At 46.5% G+C, this 18,581-nt stretch carries 15 protein-coding genes; 10 read left to right on the top strand and 5 right to left on the bottom strand.

Going from position 1 to position 18,581, the window contains the following annotated elements; all coding sequences use genetic code 11:
- Window positions 1-129: 129 nt before the first annotated feature.
- The 5 genes from J5A66_RS09315 to J5A66_RS09295 form a co-directional block, all read right to left on the bottom strand.
- On the bottom strand, window positions 130-546 hold the full coding sequence (locus J5A66_RS09315; protein ID WP_023925055.1) for a hypothetical protein: 417 nt from the start codon (window positions 544-546) through the stop codon (window positions 130-132).
- An 11-nt stretch (window positions 547-557) separates the two neighbouring features.
- A complete protein-coding gene (locus J5A66_RS09310; protein ID WP_023925056.1) occupies window positions 558-1,805 on the bottom strand; it encodes a primase-helicase family protein in 1,248 nt (415 codons plus the stop codon).
- A complete protein-coding gene (locus tag J5A66_RS09305) occupies window positions 1,798-2,085 on the bottom strand; it encodes a hypothetical protein (RefSeq protein ID WP_139047713.1) in 288 nt (95 codons plus the stop codon). Before J5A66_RS09305 ends, J5A66_RS09310 begins: the two co-directional genes overlap by 8 nt.
- A gap of 185 nt (window positions 2,086-2,270) precedes the next feature.
- Window positions 2,271-2,660 carry a hypothetical protein gene (locus J5A66_RS09300; protein ID WP_023925057.1) on the bottom strand — a complete coding sequence of 130 codons (390 nt, stop codon included), beginning with the start codon at window positions 2,658-2,660 and terminating at the stop codon, window positions 2,271-2,273.
- Complete coding sequence (locus tag J5A66_RS09295; RefSeq protein WP_023925058.1) at window positions 2,657-3,880, bottom strand: site-specific integrase; 1,224 nt, start codon at window positions 3,878-3,880, stop codon at window positions 2,657-2,659. The genes J5A66_RS09300 and J5A66_RS09295 overlap by 4 nt, the downstream gene beginning before the upstream one ends.
- An 883-nt stretch (window positions 3,881-4,763) precedes the next feature.
- Between J5A66_RS09295 and J5A66_RS09290 the strand changes: the two genes are divergently transcribed.
- The 10 genes from J5A66_RS09290 to nrfH all read left to right on the top strand — a co-directional run bounded on the left by J5A66_RS09290 (window position 4,764) and on the right by nrfH (window position 18,559).
- Window positions 4,764-5,297, top strand: a complete 534-nt coding sequence (locus tag J5A66_RS09290; RefSeq protein ID WP_211790330.1) for a sigma-70 family RNA polymerase sigma factor — start codon at window positions 4,764-4,766, stop codon at window positions 5,295-5,297.
- Between the two features lie 21 nt (window positions 5,298-5,318).
- A complete protein-coding gene (locus tag J5A66_RS09285) occupies window positions 5,319-6,485 on the top strand; it encodes a FecR family protein (RefSeq protein ID WP_211790329.1) in 1,167 nt (388 codons plus the stop codon).
- A gap of 59 nt (window positions 6,486-6,544) precedes the next feature.
- Window positions 6,545-10,183 carry a SusC/RagA family TonB-linked outer membrane protein gene (locus J5A66_RS09280; protein WP_211790328.1) on the top strand — a complete coding sequence of 1,213 codons (3,639 nt, stop codon included), beginning with the start codon at window positions 6,545-6,547 and terminating at the stop codon, window positions 10,181-10,183.
- 17 nt (window positions 10,184-10,200) lie between these two features.
- Window positions 10,201-11,700 carry a RagB/SusD family nutrient uptake outer membrane protein gene (locus tag J5A66_RS09275; protein WP_211790327.1) on the top strand — a complete coding sequence of 500 codons (1,500 nt, stop codon included), beginning with the start codon at window positions 10,201-10,203 and terminating at the stop codon, window positions 11,698-11,700.
- A gap of 13 nt (window positions 11,701-11,713) precedes the next feature.
- Window positions 11,714-12,601 (top strand): putative zinc-binding metallopeptidase, encoded by an 888-nt coding sequence (locus J5A66_RS09270; protein ID WP_211790326.1) that lies wholly within the window; start codon window positions 11,714-11,716, stop codon window positions 12,599-12,601.
- A gap of 78 nt (window positions 12,602-12,679) precedes the next feature.
- The gene (locus J5A66_RS09265) at window positions 12,680-14,392 is read left to right on the top strand and encodes a S8 family serine peptidase (RefSeq protein ID WP_211790325.1); all 1,713 of its coding nucleotides are present in this window, start codon (window positions 12,680-12,682) and stop codon (window positions 14,390-14,392) included.
- Entirely contained in the window at window positions 14,389-15,549 is a 1,161-nt protein-coding gene (locus J5A66_RS09260; protein WP_211790324.1) for a retropepsin-like aspartic protease, read from the top strand. Before J5A66_RS09265 ends, J5A66_RS09260 begins: the two co-directional genes overlap by 4 nt.
- A 4-nt stretch (window positions 15,550-15,553) precedes the next feature.
- A complete protein-coding gene (locus J5A66_RS09255; RefSeq protein ID WP_211790323.1) occupies window positions 15,554-16,708 on the top strand; it encodes a thioredoxin domain-containing protein in 1,155 nt (384 codons plus the stop codon).
- 102 nt (window positions 16,709-16,810) lie between these two features.
- Entirely contained in the window at window positions 16,811-17,716 is a 906-nt protein-coding gene (locus tag J5A66_RS09250; RefSeq protein ID WP_211790322.1) for an IS982 family transposase, read from the top strand.
- Between the two features lie 243 nt (window positions 17,717-17,959).
- A complete protein-coding gene (gene nrfH / locus J5A66_RS09245) occupies window positions 17,960-18,559 on the top strand; it encodes a cytochrome c nitrite reductase small subunit (protein WP_211791498.1) in 600 nt (199 codons plus the stop codon).
- The last annotated feature ends 22 nt before the right edge of the window (window positions 18,560-18,581 follow it).

Here is an 18,581-nt window from a genome sequence, read left to right as displayed (position 1 = left end):
ATGAAATGTGTTTCGGCTTGCCCGTTCCTTCATGCCGACAGGCTCGGCAGGGGTGTCCAGAGGGGTGCAACCCTGTTGGCTTATTGGAGGATTTTTAGCGGACACGGAGTGAAGCGTTAAGAAAATCCCCTAATAAGCTACGGTATTTTCTCTTTTGAAAATATCCGTACCGTGCTTACCACGTGGGCATTTGCCCCTGCCACTTCTTTCCCTTATAACCTGAAGTCCCCACGGTTTCTCCATCGGTGCTGCCGATTGGACTTGTTTCTCCGAAGGCATACTTGGACTGCACCCGAATATCTGAATACTCTGCATGCTTGGAAATACAGAATGCACGGCTTGCCGTGACTGCCTTTTTCTGTTGCTTATATCAGCGTGTCTTGCCTGTTCCGTTTCAGCCTGTAATGCCACTGCCGTTTCCCACCGAAGTCGGAGTGATGAAAATTCTGATGAATTGATGAATGTCGTTCCAATAATCTGGAAATCAACATAATATGCTTTCATCATGCCCTCATCAAGCCGCTTGTCAAAGTGGAGTTTCATCATTTCCGATTCCTCTATCCCTGCATTTCCTCCAACTGCTTCCTGCCGATGGTGTAGAAACGCCCCGTGCGCCTAATCTCCGTATATGGGCGCATGTTGTCATAGCTCGGCTGGCAGGTCGTATAGGTGAGCGTGTTTTCGGCAGGAGTGAGTTTCCATATATCCTGCACGATACGCCTTACCTGCGTCCTGTCCGTCCTGCAGCCTGCGCAGTTCAGCAGAAGGAGCATGTCGTTGATGCAGAAGGAGAAAGCGTCCGCTTTCATGCAGTCCATGACTTCAAGGCAGGTTTCCGCCATCTCCACTTCCGTCCTGTTGCGGTTGCTCCGTATAATCCTGATCAGGGCTTGCGTGTGGATGAGTTCGGGACTGAACCACATGCGGCTCTCTTTTTTCGTGGAGAGCGTGCGGTGCTGGAGAAAATAGAGGAAGGCGGGTATTTCCTCCTTTACCCTTTGCAGGAAGTCCGTGTCATCCTTTTCTATCCTCCCCACCTTCCTCACCCAATAGCGTGTCTCTCCTGTGTCGATTATGACGGGCAGACGTTCGTTGTTGGAGCATAGTACGAACTTGGCGAAGAATGAAATCTCGTCCCTGTCCTTGCCCTTCGCCTCCACCTTGTAGGAAAGGGTGGTGCTGAGGTTCTTGAGCCGCTCGCTGTCCTCCCTGCGGTCGAGAAGCACCTCGTCCACGAGGATGAGCAGTTTCCCTGCCCAGTCCGAGTTGAACTGACTTCGGAAGTCCTCGTTGGTGTTGAAGGTTACATTGCCCCCGAAGAGGGCTTTGAGGAAGTTGAGGAACGTGCTCTTGCCCGTGTTGCGTTCCTCTGATACGAGCAGCAGGATGGGCAGTTTCTCTATGGGATGCAGGTAGAGCAGTTGCAGGTAGTCCATGCCAAGTTCGTACTGTCCTCCGAAGATGTGCCTTGCCAATGCCTTGATATGGGGGAACACGCCTTGCTTCGGCTGATGTCCCGTCGGCTCGTAGAGGTTGAGGAAACTGCCTACTACGGGCTGATAGTTCACATGGTCGGGGACGGTACAGAAACCGTCATACTTCGGGACGGTCGCCAGATAGTCCCTGCCGTAGTCCTGACGGAGCGTCTCGTTGTTCCATACGATGCGCTTCCTTACAAAACCACCTCCGATGAGAGGCATGTCTGCAAGTTTGTAGAGCGTTGTGCCCACACGGACGAAAGCCCCGTCCTTTTTTCTTTTTTCGGGCATATCTTCCAGCAGCCCGTCATTGTTTTTCTTATCCATTTCTTTCTTGCTTAAATGATTGATATATAGCATCGTGCAAAGTTACGGACATCGTTCCGAAAACTACTTGTGAAGAATGGCGCGGAACGGTGAAAGAAAAACGGAACGGAATAAAAACAGGGGAAGCTGGGAGGTGCAGAGCAAGATTTGAGGGAATAGGAGGATAATTTGGTAGGATTTGTCGAGGGTTGCTGAAAAAGGGAAAATCCCTTTTCCTTTCATCGTTCGCAAGCGTCTGATGATATGTTGATGAACCTGCAATCGCTTGATATTCAATCATATTATATCAATATTCATCAATTCATCAAAATAAAAGAAGTTGTGTTCGGTATGTTTTTCTTTTCCCGGCAGTCCTATACGACTCGTTCCTGACTATTATCCCTGCCCTTCAACCACCCAAAAAGAAAAAGGTTTATCCCCTTGTGTCGATGGGGATAAACCTCTATAAACCTCTGTCAAGGTGTTTCAGCAGGGACTGCCTGTCTGTTCAGGAAGGAGCATGACAAACCTTTCGTGCCGTTCGGTCAGCATTGCGACGACATGCTTCCGAAGCCTTTTTGCCCTTTGCGACTTGATGCGGAACGCAAGGGCTATGACCATTTCAAGGCTGTACGCATCAAGCCAGTGCCCCTCCGCTATCTTGATGTTCCTCTCTGCCGTGCAGGGATGCAGCAGCCCAGACTTGTATATTTCCTTGACCTGCGTGCGGATAGTATGCCCGAACACGCCAAACAGGTCGGCAATCTCATACTCGCCCATCCATATTTCCCCTTTAGGTACGGTGATGTTCCCGTGTTCGTCCATCGTGATTATCCGACGGGCATTGCCGTTTATGTCTTCTCCTTTCATTGTCATGCCATTTTGATATTGCCGAATGATGCGTTGAGCTTGCTGCCGAGCATGGAGAGGTCGGTGTCGAGTTTCTCGGTGGTTATTTTCGCATAGAGTTGCGTGGTTACGATGTTCGTGTGTCCGAGTACGCGGCTCACGCTCTCGATGGGCATGCCCTTGCTGAGTGCCAATGTCGCAAAGCCGTGCCTTGCGCAGTGGAAGGAAATGTCCTTTGTGATGCCGCACTCGCTCATGACCTTCTTGAGCCTCTTGCAGACCGTCCAGTAGTTGATGTCCCCGAATATAGAGTTGTCCTTCTGGAACGGTCTGTATCTGTCAATGATTTGCAGGGGGACATCAAGCAGTTTCACTTGGAACGGAATATGCGTCTTGTGTCTTTTCGCAACTATCCACTTCTCGCCGTTCACCTCCACTATCTCATCGGTGGTGAGTTCCTTCAAGTCCACGAACGAAAGGGCGGTGAAGGAGGCGAAGACGAACAAGTCACGCACGAAGGCGGAGTGGCTGTCGGCAAACTCGTGCGACATCAGCGTCTTCAGCTCGTCCTCCGTAAGGAACTCACGCTCCTTCGTGTTCGGACTGACATGGAACTGAGCAAACGGATTTCTGGGTATCTTGCCGTTGAAGTGCGCACGCATCACCACGCCCTTGAGCCACATGCAGTTCAGCCAGATAGTGGCGTTCCTGTTTCCTTTCACCGTGCTGAGGTACACGGCGAAGTCCCTGATGAAGTCGGGGGTGAGTTCGAGCATCGACATATCGCTGCGGTTGTACTTGTAGCGGATAAACTTTTCCGTGTTGTTCCTTGCCCTGAGCATCACCTTGTATGTTCCCATGCTCCTGTCCTTGCCTACACGCTTGAGCAGGGAGGCGCAGTCCCTGTCAAAGGATTTGAGCAGGGTGTCGTACTCGCTGCCCAGCCCCTGATAGGCATTGCGCACCATCTCTGCCGTGACGAACGCCTCACGGTCGGAAAGCCGTTGGTAGTGCTTGATGATTTGCGCCTTGATGTTGTCGAGCGAGAGATTGGTGGCGATGGCTTCCTTGCTCTTGCCTTTAGCCCTGTTGCCCTTCACGTCCCAAAGTTCCTTCGGAATGGTGCGCTTGCAGCTGAACTGTGCCACCGTGCCGTTGATTGTAACACGTCCCATGATGGGGACGATACCGTTTTTCTCCTTGCTGCCGTTCACATAGAACAGCACCTTGAATGTGCTTCTTGCCATTGCCTTTTCTTTTTGGTTGCAAAATTAAACATGAAAGAGCCTAACTCTGCTATGCAAAATATGGAGCAATGAAGCAACAGCAACGGATGCACGAAAAATCGCAGTTTTTCTCCTTTTGGGTGGAGGCGGTTACCCTGCTTTCGGGTAACGATTTGAAAACCTTTCTGTCGCAATAATCCGCATATTACTGCCTCGTTGCAGTTGACGGATTTTCTGCGGCTTGCGCCGTATATCCTTAATAATCAAGCCCAATTGCGTTAAACTGCTGATTTTATGCAAATATTACAGCGATTTTCAGTAATTTTGTCTTCGGTGATCATAGCGGTTTTTGTTTGTAATTATTTGAATGTTAACACCTTAAAATTACAACAAATTTCGCTAATCACCAAATCTATAGACACTTATAATTCATCAAACTCACGTTATTAATAACAAATATAAACAAAATTATGAGACATCTATTTTCTGTTCTTCTCTTCGTGGCAACACTAATAGGCACAAGTAGTTTTACGTATGAAACGACATCTACAACCCGCACAGAAAACATTAGTTTGCAGACGCAAATGAAGTATAAGGGGAGGAAAGCTTGTAAGCGTTCGAAAGCCCGTAAGCCAAGTGTCCATAAGAAAAGAACTACCCGCTCTGTTAAGGTAGGTCGGGTTGTATACATCACTCCTACAGGTTCTTGTTACCATTCACGAACATCTTGTCCTGCATTGTGGCGTGGAAACTACTCTCGCACATCTTTAAGTTCTGCACGAAGTGAAGGCTATCGTTCATGTTCAAGATGTTATTAACATAACGAGAATTCGTCGAACTCACGTTAATTTATAGATTTATCACTATCTTTGTAAATGTATTTTAGTTAAGAAAGAGCATAGTTATGGGAGTACGTGACCGGGAACGCGCATTTGAAAAATTATTCAAAGAAAATTATTCCCCTTTATATTATAATGCCCTTTATATAGTGCATGATTCAGAAGTGGCCCGAGATGTGGTAAACGATGTCTTTACTCGTGCGTGGGAAGATTTCTCCTACTCACATAATCGATATGGCGCTTCTTATCTGCGGCAGTGTGTCTATAATCGCTGCCTGGACTATTTGAAACATTCCAAGGTAGAGTCGGCCTATGTAAAGTTCTTCCTCGATATGAGCCGGCACAGCATAGAATGGGATTCGGATAAGCAAGAGGAATACCTGGAATTGATAGATCGAATGATGGAAAGAATGCCTGCACGTACACGTTTTGTAATGGATCAATGTTTTTATGAGGGACATACCTATAAGGAAGTTGCGGCCTTGCTCGATATTTCAATCAGTGGCGTGAAGCAGCATGTCATGAAAGGTTTGCGATTATTGCGTGAATCTTTTTCTATAGAATATGCAAACCGGAAGATAACCAAAAAGAATCGATAATCGTTATATTATATAATGAACATGGATATTGATAATTTACATCAGAACACGGACGCTACTGAAGAGCACGAGGTGGTGAATCGGATAGATAACTGGGACGAGTTGACGGGTGACGAAATAGGCGCGTTGCTGTCTGACAAAGCTTCGCAGGATGCGTATCGTTTGTTGTGGAGCTATCGTTGTGCAAGACTTAGAGAGAAAAGTCCAGCTCCTGACACAGCGAAAGCTTGGAAACATTTTTGCGCTACCGAGCTTGCGCCCCGCCGTTTACGGAGTTCTTATCGCCGCAGATTGTTGTATGTTGCCGCCGCGGCGGCTGCCGTTGTCGCAATGGTATGGGGCATTCATTCCTATTTAGATGGTCGGCCGGCTACCGATCATCTGATGGCTTTCGTGGCCGAAGACCGCCCGCAGAAGATTTTGTTGGGCAAAGCCGACGAACAGATGAAGGATATTGAACTCGCCTATCACGACGAAGGGGTGGTGATTGATGACGAACGGGCCGATTTTTCACATACCTCGACGCGTGCGGAGGGGGTGCGAATGTTGTCTACACCTCGTGGGAAAGCATATAAACTGATTCTTTCCGACGGCACAAGTGTTACGCTCAATGCGGAGAGTAAGTTGATATTTCCGGCTCGTTTCTCGGGCGATGTAAGGCGAGTAAAACTGAAAGGGGAAGCTTATTTTAAAGTGAAGAAAGACGCCCGGCATCCTTTTATCGTAGAAACCGATAGGATTCTGACCCGTGTATTGGGCACAGAGTTCAATCTGAAAGCTTATCCCGGCTCGGACAATCATGTGACTTTGGTGTCGGGTTCGGTGGCGATAAGCAATAAAACGAGCCGTCAAAAAGTCGTATTAAAGCCCGGCGAAGACGCGACATTAAGCGATGACGAAGGATTTAACGTGACCTGTGTCGATACGGAGTATTACATTCAGTGGAAAGACGGTTATTTTTATTTTGACAATCTGCCACTGATTGACATCCTGAAGGAAATCGGCAGATGGTATAATGTGAGCATTGAGATCTGCGATAACTCCTTGATGAGCTATCGTCTTCACTTCATTGCCGACCGCAATGCCGATATATCGCAGGTTGTGAAAAACCTGAACGCGTTCAGCTATATCGAAGCCGAGTTGAAAGATAACAAAATCGTTCTTTCTAAAAAAAGAGAGAAAAACTAATGCCCGATATTTCATTTGGGTCGTTAATCCTATAGGTGATACCTTAAAATACATCATTTATGAGTTATAAACTAAAAAAACGGCAAGCGTTGAGTAGATTTGCTTGCAGGATTGTTGTGGCGTTGTTTGCTTTTTGGGGAAACGTTGCTGCTGTTGAAGCACAATCGTTGACCGACAAAATTACGGTGGAATGTCGTAATGAATCATTGGCCAACGCGCTGAAAAGAGTTGAAAAAGCATCCGGATTCAAGGTCTTGTTCACGTATGATGAGGTGCAAGGTTATACGGTTAGCGTACAACTAAAAAACAAAACGGTAGAGAAAGTCCTTTCTCTCTTGCTGCAAAACAAGCCTTTCAGGTATTCCGTGAATGGTAAGTTTATCAATATCACGCAGACATCTGCCCAAACGGGCGGAGCCTCAGACGGCTTGTCGCAAAGTGGTTTGTCCGGAAATCAGGCGGGAAAAGGCAAGGTCGTGATTCAAGGTAAGGTCTTATCCGAAAATATGAGAGAGCCTTTGCCCGGAGTTACCGTCTTTATTAAAGGGACATCGGAAGGCGCGCAGACCAATCTGGAAGGCTTTTTTAGGATAGAAACCTATACGAAGCGTCCTGTTCTGCAATTTACTTATGCCGGCATGAAGGCTGTGACGGTGGCATGGCGCGGTGAGGAAATGCTCCATGTGACGATGGCCGACGACGTGTCGCTCATCGACGAGGTCATCGTTACCGGTTATCAGCGCATTAGAAAAAACGAAATGATCGGTTCGGCCAACACAGTACAGATAGAAGATCTTTTCTATGACGGACAAAAGAGTATCGAACAGATGTTGCAGGGAAAGCTGTCGGGTACGAGTGTGTTGAATACGAGCGGATTGGTAGGTGCCACTCCAAAGGTACGCGTGCGTGGAACGTCTACTCTGTTGGGTAATCAGGAACCGGTGTGGGTGGTCGATGGTATCATTCAAGAAGACCCGCTGCCATTTAAAACGCGCGACCTCGATGCTTTGGGCAATATCAATCAGGACAATTTCGATATGATTAAGAATTTCGTAGGTAATTCTATCTCGTGGTTAAGTCCGAATGATATTCAGACGATTTCTGTATTGAAAGATGCCGCAGCGACAGTGATGTATGGCGTGAAAGCGGCCAATGGTGTCATTGTTATTACAACCAAGCAAGGTAAGAGCGGACGTATTTCGGTGAATTACAGCGGTGGTATATCCGTCACTCCACGTATACACTACAGCCGGATGAATCTGATGAATTCCTCGGAACGTATCGATGTTTCAAGTGAAATTTATCGAAGAGGACTTATCAGTGAGGCCAATCGCCCCCTCGAACGAATCGGATATGAAGGACTTTTAGGGCAATATTTGCGTAAAGAGATTACCTATCAGCAATTTGTGGATGGGGTAAGACAGGCACGTTCCAACAATACAGATTGGTTTAAAGAGTTGTTTCGCAATTCGATGAGCCATCATCATGGTGTAAGTCTCAGTGGAGGATCGGGCAATATGAATTACTATGCATCACTTAATGGTTCGTTTACTAATGGTATATCCAAAGGTAATGATTCGAAAAATTATAGCGCTTCGGTGAGCATTGATACCAAAATCAGTAGTAAGGTGAGTTTGGGTGTGCGCTTGAATGCGGCTTCTCATGAGACCCATGGTTTCTTCCGCGTAGATCCTTACTACTATGCCCGAACGATAAATCGTGCTATTCCGGCATACAATGAAGATGGTTCCTTGTTTTATTATGCTAAAACACAGGATGCCAACCGCAGAATGTATAATATCATCAATGAACTTAATAATACCGGAAATACCAATACGACGAACACTATGGCACTCTCTGCCAACCTGAGATGGATGATCGCTGAAGGCTTACGCTTCGAAGGTCTGCTCGGATACAACACCTCCAACGTGGTTGGAGAGTCGTATGCCGATGAGCGGAGCTTTTTTATCACCAATCTGCGAGGCTATGAGTTCGGGCTTTATGGGCCTGGAGACCTGGAATATAAGAAGTCTCGTTTGCCGCATGGAGGCGAGTTGAACACAACGGAAAGCCGTAACAAGAACTATACTTTGCGTGCTACCTTATCTTATAATAAGATTTTAAACGATGTACATCGACTGAGTTTCATGGCCGGAGGTGAAATGCGCAGCAATAAATACGACGGATATAATACGACCGTTTATGGTTATTTTCGTCAGCGGGGTAAATCTATTATGTTGCCGCCACGTCAAATTGTAGACCCGTTGAATAGTTCCAATTTGATAGCCAATGAACTATACGATAACTTCTCTAACTCCGTTATCGACCGTAAAATCAATACTGTCGGCCTGTTTGCCACAGGAATGTACAGCTATGCCGAACGTTACATATTATCGGCCAGTGTCCGTTCGGACGCGTCCAACCGTTTTGGGCAGGACGAACGCAACCGTTTCCTGCCCGTATGGTCTGTCGGTGCCCGTTGGAACATCATCAATGAACCATGGATTAAGCATCTGTCGTGGATTAGTGATTTCAATGTGCGTGGCTCATACGGTTGGCAGGGCAATGTGGTAGAGAACTGTGGCCCTGACTTGATAGCGCAGTTAGGGCGTGGTCGTGAGTTTATTGATATCCGAACAGGACGTTATATCCTGAAGATAAAGTCATTACCTTATGACAATCTGCGCTGGGAAAAGACGAAAAGTATCAACCTCGGTATTGATTTCGGTGTATTGAAAAACCGTATTGCCTTCAGTGCGGAATATTATTCGAAGCATACTTCGGACATGATTGTTTCTAAAGCCGTGCCTTATGAGTATGGAGTTTTGTTCATGCCAATCAACGGTGGCAGCATGACCAACCGAGGTTTCGAGTTGACGGCAAGCGTAACGCCTGTGAGAACTAAGGATTGGGTGTGGAGTTTTTCGCTTAACACGGCAAAGAATTTCAACGAAATACGATCCACTATCGCCGAAAATCAGAATTGGAGAGCCGCAGCGGGAGGATCCGTTCATAAGAAAGGTTATCCGGTAGGAGCCTTTTGGGCATGGAATTTTACGGGACTTGACTCGCAAGGAGGGTATCCTTTGTTTAAGATTCCAACCAAAGAGGAAGGTGCTAATCCGTTCGACGCTACAACCTATATGGCCTATGCCGGAACAACGGAGCCTGATTTCTCGGGTGGTATGTCGACCGTGTTGCGTTGGAAGACATTGACTTTGTCTACATCTTTCAGTATTGCGCTCGGTGGAAAGCGCTTCCTTACAGATTTGTTTGACGAAGATTATTTGAATAACAGCACACCTTCGGCCTATTCCAATTTGTCTAAAGACATGGTGCGGCGTTGGCAGAAGCCCGGTGATGAGGCGCATACCCAGATTCCTACCATCCCTTATCGAAACATACCGCTGGTGAATTTGCCTGATGGATCAACGGAGTATCGTCACCGAATGTACAATTATTCTACGGCACGGGTGGTAAATGCCTCTTTCTTACGGTGTAATAACATCTCTTTGTCCTATACAGTACCCGCGAAAGTCGCAAGCAAGATGATGTTGAAAAACCTCTCTGTCAGCGGTGCTATTAGTAATCCGTTTATCATAGTAAGCAAAGATTATAACGGCGTAGACCCCGAAGTAGCTACCGGCTCTCAGCCGATTACGCCGAGTTATAGTCTTACTTTGAATTTTAGTTTGTAATTTTAATGATGGCTTCAATGAAAAATATCATATTCTTAGGTGCGTTATCGATAGCCTTGTTATTGACGGCTTGTAGCGATTTTCTTACGGAAAGCAGTCAAGACGAGGTAAGACCAAGTACTACAACCGATTTGGAAGAACTGCTGTTGGGTGAGGGTTATGCTTCTCGTACGCCCATCTTTCCTTATCTTGAGTTGTTGACAGATAATGTAGAAAGCAATTACTCCGACGCCACAGGTCAGGAAACGATGCTTCTTGGTGGTGGACCGGTTTTTACTTGGGCTGAAGACATGTTTGAACAGCTGCAGAAAAACAATGTGCCATGGTATAATTCATGGCAGAATCTCTATCATTGGATCAATGGATGTAATGTTGTCATTGATCAGTTACCTTTGGTCACGGGTTCCGAACAGGCAAAAGAACGTATCAAGGCCGAGGCTTTGAGTCTGCGCTCTTTCTACTATTTCATGCTTGTCAACGCATACGCGCCACCTTACAACACGGAGAATACAGAGGCCAACGCGGCTCCCGGCGTGCCACTTGTTCTGAAGTCTACGGTGAAAGATGAGTTCCCGAAGCGCAGTAGCGTGGCTGAAGTGTACGAACAAATCATAAAAGATCTTCTTGAAGCACGTAACCTCTTTGCCAAGAATGGCCCGATAACTCATAACGTGTACACCGTATCGCCGTTGTTTGTCGACATGTTGTTGGCTCGGGTATATCTTTATGAGGGCAAATGGGACGAGGTTATCAAATACAGTTCTTCCGTTATAGAACGTAAGCCCACGCTTTTGAAGCTTCGTCAATTCTATTCGTATGACGATTGGCAGGGCATCGTAATGTATGATATATCAAAAGGAGGAGTGTATAACAGCGGTAGTCCGGAATTGATCTGGGGCTATTCGGTCAACGGCGAGTATTCGGCATATTTCATGGGAGTAAACTTTTATATCGATCCGGGTAAGCTACCGGCCTTCACCGTGAGCAAGGAACTGGAAAACAAGTATGCTTCCAACGACATTCGGCGTGAGGCTTACTACAATGCTTACCTTGTTATGAATGGTTTTTTCCCTGAAAAGCATCTGTTGGTAGGCCGTAAAAGTGATAATGTTATCCAGAATCCTACCAAAGGAATGCGTGTGGCGGAAGCTTATCTGAACAGAGCTGAGGTTTATGCTCGTAAGTATCTGCTTACCAAAGATGAAGAAATGCGTAGGTTGGCGTTGAACGATCTCAATACATTGCGTGAGGCACGCTTCACAGATCCGTATGTAAAGCTGGATATAATGGATGGAGAGGAACTGTTGAAAGCCTGCTTGGATGAACGAAGACTTGAGTTCAGTTTTGAAGATCATCGCTGGTTTGACTTGCGGCGATTGGGAATGCCCGCGCTCCAGCATACTTTCTCGATTGTAAAAGGGCAGGTACAGACCGTTCGCTTGGAAAAGAACAGTAGCAAATATGTGCTGCCTATCCCTCGCGAAGTGAGAGAACGGAATCCTGAATTAGATAAATAAGAATGACGAAGATATGAAACAGAGTATTTTATATATAGCTTTGGCGTTGACATTGGCCGCCTGTGGAAATGAAGATCCGGTCAAACCAACCAATGGTTCTGAAGAAATCGTAGGCCCGCACACCCTGCCTCAAGGTAATCATCCTTATGATAAAACAATTCGGGAGGTGTATGATAAGACAGGTTCCTTGTTGCTTTATAAATTTAGCGATACTGATTTTGCATGGGGATCTACACAAAGTTTCCTGTGGAGCAAGAACAGAATGCAGGATGAGGGCTATCTTTACGCGTTGCCGGAAGAAGCACAGGTGGGGGAACAAGTGTCTTTATTGAAGACGCAGTTCTTAGATTTATTCCCTACCGAGTTCCTGAAAAAGCATTTACCCTTGCGCATTCTGCTTTGCGGAAAGCTCTTTTATCTGGAAGGTGGATATACCGAAGTACCCACAGAAGAGGACTACAAGCGTATCAATGCCTTTGAAGGCTACGAGTATTTTGCGGTGAATTGGGGAAGCAGCGAGCTTCCGCAGATGACCAAAGAACAGAAAGACCAATTCAGACAGGATATGTGTACGCTCTTATTACGACGTATCTATCCCGATGTAAACAAGGGAACTGCGCGCGAAAGTATTCCTCAAGCTTTTACCGCGGTATCTGCTTACGGCTCTAATATTGAGGGTTCATTGGCAGAAGGATTCTTAAATAGCGCTCATAAGAGCAGCGAGCGTGAGGATTGGTTCGACTATTTGAAGACTATTGTGTCTACTCCGCTGGCCAAACTTGAGGCTTCGGATGGAGTCCTGAGTCATGAATTGGTAAGACGGAAGTATGATATTGTCATTAGGTATTTCAAAGAACAATTCAATGTAGACTTGCAGCGTATCGGTAATATGAGTGATTAAGTGCTGGCAGAAGGTATCGGAATCAAGAATAAACATAAAGGATGCTTCGATTAGAGGAGCAGGATGAAAATGAAACACATGAACGTAAATAACGCAATCCTATCGATAATGCTTTTATTGTTTGCGCCTTCGATGACGCAAACGATGAAGGCACAGGAATATAAACAAAGTGATCTTGACTGGTATAACCTGTCTCCTACGGCTGATAAGGTCTATGGAGTGGGGGCGAACGAGGCCTATCAATTGCTGAAAGGGCGTAAAGCCCGGCGCGTCGTCGTGGCCTTGATAGGCTCCGGCCTGGATGTGAGCCACGAGGATTTGAAAGGTAAGGTCTGGAAAAACCAAAGAGAGAAACTTAATGGGCGCGATGACGACGGTAATGGACTGGTAGACGACATTGTCGGTTGGAACTTCTTGGGAGGTAAAGACAAGGCGGGCACAAATCGTTCGATGAACTTTACCCTGAATCAAGGTGACCGGGAGTATTTCAGATTGCGTGAGAAATATGCCGACTATGTGTCTGATGGCAAGCGGTTTTATAAGTTCGACGGCGACGAGATGGTGCAGGTAGATGCGCCACGGAATATGAAAGAATACCGATATTATCGTGATACGATTGTGTATGAGTCGCCACTCGCCTCACGATACGCAGGCATTCTGGCAGCCAAAGTCGTGCGCCACTATACCAAGATCTTTGACGCGAAACTCCGCCAGCGCTTTCCCGGTCAAGAGATAACGCTAAAAGAGTTCGAGACTCTCTATGATAAGAACGCGCCAAAGGATTCGTTGGCAGATATGTCTTTCATGATATTAGGCTATAGTTTTCCTATTGCCAAGACGGAATCATGGAAAAAGATATATGAGGTAGAAATGCAAGGAACACCTATCCGTCAGGCTCAGCAGGCGTATGAAGCGTATCTTCAGAAGCATGGTGACGACAACCGAAAGGAAATTGTGGGTGATAAACCGAATGATATTCGCGACACCCGTTACGGGAATGGGCAGCTATTGACGGAAGATGCCAACATCGGAACCATGGAGGCGAGTATCATTGCCGGTGTGAGAGATAACCGAATCGGCGGCGACGGCATTTGTAACGAAGCGCTTGTCATGCCTTTGCGTGTTGCGACCGCCGGCGATCCGTATCTCAAAGACGTGGCTTTGGCCATGCGATACGCGGTCGATCATGGGGCGAAAGTTGTCGTTTTGCCTTCTCAAAACACGTTGTTTCCTGCTTCAGAACGTAGCTGGATAGCAGACGCTTTGCGCTATGCGGAGCAGAAGGACGTACTTGTGATTGCGCCAGTTACTGAGAGTTCACAGGACTTGGGGCACACATTGTATTATCCGAATCGCTTCATGATTCCCGGACATGAACTCGGCAACCTGATGATTGTGGCTCCGAGCGACAAGGAAGGCAAACCTTCGCTGAGTGCGAACTTCGGTCGGAAAGAACTGGATATCCATGCTCCGGGGAAGGAAATCTATACGGCCGGCGTGGCAAACACCTACGGATTGGCTACCGGAACGGGCATGGCCGCTGCGTCGTTGGCAGGCTCTGCCGCCTTGATAAGAGCCTACTTCCCCTCGCTGAAGGCTGGTGATGTGCGCCGATTGCTCAACGAGACCGCAACGAAACCGAACGATATGGAGGTTGAAAAGACGATGGTGGTGAACGACCGTAAGGTTCAAGACCTGTTCCTATATTCTGATCTCTGCCTTTCGGGAGGCATTGTCAATGTGGCAAATGCCGTAAAGGAAGCCATCAAACGCGAGCAATCGAAAAAATGAAAGGCCGCAATTATATTCTTTCCGTCGTCTTGCTGCTGTTGCCGTTGAGGCTTGTCGCGCAAGATCTTTCGACCAAACGGTATGCCGACACGATACGGTATGAAATGAAATATGGACGCATCATCGTTCCTGTCACGGTCAATCAGGTGGTATACAGATACATCTTGGACACCGGAGGGCAGACCGCTACCATTTGGGAGGAGGCAAAGGCGATGGGAGGACAGCTGACCGGAGCCAGCAAGGTGACGGCCGACATGAACGGCAAGGCCAATATGTATTCGATGGGAAGGTTGCCCGAGGTGAAGATTGGAAGTAATCTGAAACTGTCGCTTACTACGATTGCGCTACCCGATATCAAGGGATTTCGGGAACTGGGTGTAGTCGGAATCCTCGGCGGTGACGCCTTCAAGGATGTTGTCATGGCTTTGGACGGGGCAAAAGGTGAGTTGCGCCTCTATTATCCTTATCGTCCGAAGGGACTGAAGCTAAGCGATGGCATTCCGTTAGCTTATTCGGAGACGTGGCATGTGAACTTTCCTTTGTCGTTTTCAGGCGCGTCCGTGCAGGTCATGTTCGACACAGGAGTGCCCGAATTGCTTACGATGAGCGAAAAGGATTACCTTTTTTTAGCGCAGACCCAGGCCGCAACGGTCGTTCGGAAGGGTAGAGGAACGTTGGGCGCAGGCCTTGAAGGGCTGGGTGAAGCCAAGCCTTTGAAGCAGGTTAAGCTGGGCGAATTCGCGCTGGGTGGTAAGTCTTTTCAGAATGCTACGTGCCTTGTCGCCCCCAATGTGCCAACAATACTCGGCGCGGAATTGCTGAAATACGGTGTCGTAACGATTGATTATCCTCGTGGACGGTTTTATTTTCAGCCCTACGAAGAGGCTTCCGCGGATCTCGCGAAGGCAGCTCCCATCTGGGATGTGAGTATTCTTCCTGCCCACGGAAGGTTTGAAATAACCGCGGTTTGGGAACCTCTGACTGACCGATTAAACATCGGTGATGAGGTTGTTGCCGTCAATGGGAAAGATATTACTCGCCTTCTGTTGAGTGAAACAACGATTTCTGACATCTTCGATAGGCTTGTTTCGTCAGAAACCATCATTACGATGAAGCGAGGGAATCGGAAGTTCGATATTCCTGTTCATCGGCGTTAAACAAATGATTATGCGTGTTTTCAAGTTTATTCTTTTCCTTTTGGTCGGTTTGTTGTCGACACATTCGAGCGTGTTTGCTCAATCGGCCAACTCTCTTCAGGAAACTTATGACTATCAGCAGTTGGATGACGGTTCCATAGCCGTTACTTTGCAAATGGATGGTCGGGATGCTTTGTTCGTGTTAAGTGTGTCCAAAGAAACGGCTTTGTTTAGCGAAACACTTCCTAAAGAGGCTACTCCCGCCCTTCCGCACACCCTCGTCTTGGGGCAGAGTCTGTATGCCCACGAACGGATTTTTCCATATACGACGAGGCCGTTGGCCTTCCGAACGAGTAAGGTTGTGGGAGTATTGGGACTTGACATGCTGCGGAATGTAATCTTGACAATCGATTCCAAGCAACACAAACTAACCTTTTCCAGCCCTTACAGACCCGGTTTTATTAAATTGAGCAATCGGATTAGATTGCTTACAGAACCAGAAAAGGAGGTAAAGATACCTGTTTCTATTGATGGAAAGGATTACGCTTTGCCCATTTCATTGGATTTTTCTTCGCTTCTTTGTCTGACGCCCGATGACCTACAACGTGTCGGGAAGGGGGATTCTTGCACAATCCGAATCGCTAACACGTCAATTCAGACCGTGTCGGTCAGAACGAATCAGCCCGCTCATTCTTATCTTGGGCGCGATCTGTTGCGGCATGGCTTGCTTTCAATAGACTTTACTAAATCGGCCGTTTACTTCCAATCTTTCGACTCTTCTGCGCCGTCTTATGACGCATCTGTCGAAAAGCAACCGATAATGACGGATGGCAAGGTGGAGGAAATAGGGCGAACCTACTTCTTGAATCATATCTGGGACTATACCACCCATCATCAATTTGCCTATAAAGACTCTGTTCCCACGGTGATAGACTTCTGGGCAACATGGTGTGTTCCTTGCAAACGGCTCTCTCCTTTACTCAACCGGTTAGCAGAAAAGTATAAGGGAAAGATTCGATTCTTCAAAGTCAATTACGATACAGAACAACAATTATCCAAGGATTTGGGCATCGGAGCTTTACCTACTTTATATATGATTCCCGCAAAGGGATTGCCACAACAGGTCGTGGGACCTAAATCGGAAGAGCTGGAATTGATGATTCAAAAGATGATAAAATAACGTGAGTTCGATGAATTATAAGTGTCTATAGATTTGGTGATTAGCGAAATTTGTTGTAATTTTAAGGTGTTAACATTCAAATAATTACAAACAAAAATCGCTATGATCACCGAAGACAAAATTACTGAAATATTTTGTATGGCAGACGACTTCTGCAAGTTTTTTGATGCTATGACGGCAAAATATACGCTAAAACCTGCCGGGAAAAGAAAATATCATCGCAGTTCCACGATGTCAAAGGCCGAAGTCATGCTGATAATGATTCTTTTCCACGACTCCGGTTATCGCTGCTTTAAACATTTCTATCTTGAAAAAGTATGCAAGCATCTTCACCATCTGTTTCCCAATGTTGTTTCTTATAACCGTTTAGTAGAATTGGAAAGGGATGTAGCCGTACCCTTAACCTTGTTTATCAAGAAAGTCCTGTTGGGAAAATGCACGGGCATAAGCTTTGTTGACAGTACATCATTGCATGTCTGCAAGAACCAAAGAATACATATTCACAAAGTTTTCAAAGGCATAGCCCAAAGAGGAAAATGCTCTATGGGTTGGTTCTTCGGTTTCAAATTGCATTTGATTTGCAATGAGAAAGGAGAACTTCTCAACTTTATGATAACGCCGGGAGATGTTGATGACCGTAAGCCTTTGGAGTACAAAGCATTCATAGATTTTATATATGGTAAGCTGTTCGGTGACAAGGGGTACATCAGCAAGAACCTCTTTCAAAGGCTTTTCGTTGACGGAATACAACTTATTACCAAATTGAAAAGTAACATGAAAGGAGCTTTAATGAGTGTTTCAGACAGACTTTTACTCAGAAAAAGAGCCATTATAGAAACGGTGAATGATGAACTTAAGAACATTGCACAAGTGGAACACTCAGGAAATAGATGCTTTGACAATTTCATCGTCAACTTATTAGGGGCTATTGCTGCCTATTGCCTGTTTCCAAAGAAACCGTGTATCAATTTACAAAGGACCATTGATACACAGCTTGCATTGTTCTGAATTCGTCGAACTCACGTTAAATAAGGTATAACATAGGTCGAAGCGCTCGTTTTCTTACTTTTCGTCAATTTATCGGCTTGTATAAATCGTAAAATCCTTATTTGTAAGGAGCTGGAAATGGAATGTGTGTTAAATCAAGGGCTTAATAGACGTTAAATGTTTGCGTTCTGTTAAAGAATCTCTCGATTTTTATTGGAAGGAAGAAAAATAAACTCTATTTTTGCGAAAAAGAAGATGGCGAACATGATAAAAGAGAAGCTGAATGCCATTTTGGCTGCATTGACCTACCGGCAAAAGATGTTTTTGCTGGTGATGGGAGGCTTGGTGGTGGGCTTGGGCGGACTGTTCATGTATCTGCTCAGGATGCATACCTACCTGGCCGACGACCCTTCGGCCTGTGTCAACTGCCACATCATGACACCTTATTATGCCACGTGGATGCATTCTTCGCATGCACGCGATGCCACTTGCAACGATTGCCACGTTCCACACAACAATATCTTCGCTAAATATTTCTTTAAAGCGAAAGACGGAATGAACCATGTGCGCAAGTTTATCACCTTCAATGAACGGCAGGCCATCACGGCCGAAGATGCCAGTGCAGGGGTGATTATGGACAATTGCATCCGTTGCCACACGCAACTCAACCAAGAATTTGTGCGAACGGGGCGCATCGATTACATGATGGCTAAGCGGGGCGAGGGTATGGCCTGCTGGGATTGCCACCGAAACGTGCCCCATGGAGGGGTGAATTCGCTCTCATCCACACCGGGAGCCGATGTTCCACTACCCAAATCGCCTGTGCCCGACTGGCTGCAAGGCATGCTGGGGCGGCGAAAATGAAAGAATCCCAATCAACGAAACT

This window comes from Prevotella sp. oral taxon 475 (genome assembly GCF_018127805.1).
Taxonomy (GTDB): domain Bacteria; phylum Bacteroidota; class Bacteroidia; order Bacteroidales; family Bacteroidaceae; genus Prevotella.
Note: the sequence above shows the minus strand (reverse complement) of the source record. Positions and strands in the feature narration are given on the sequence as shown.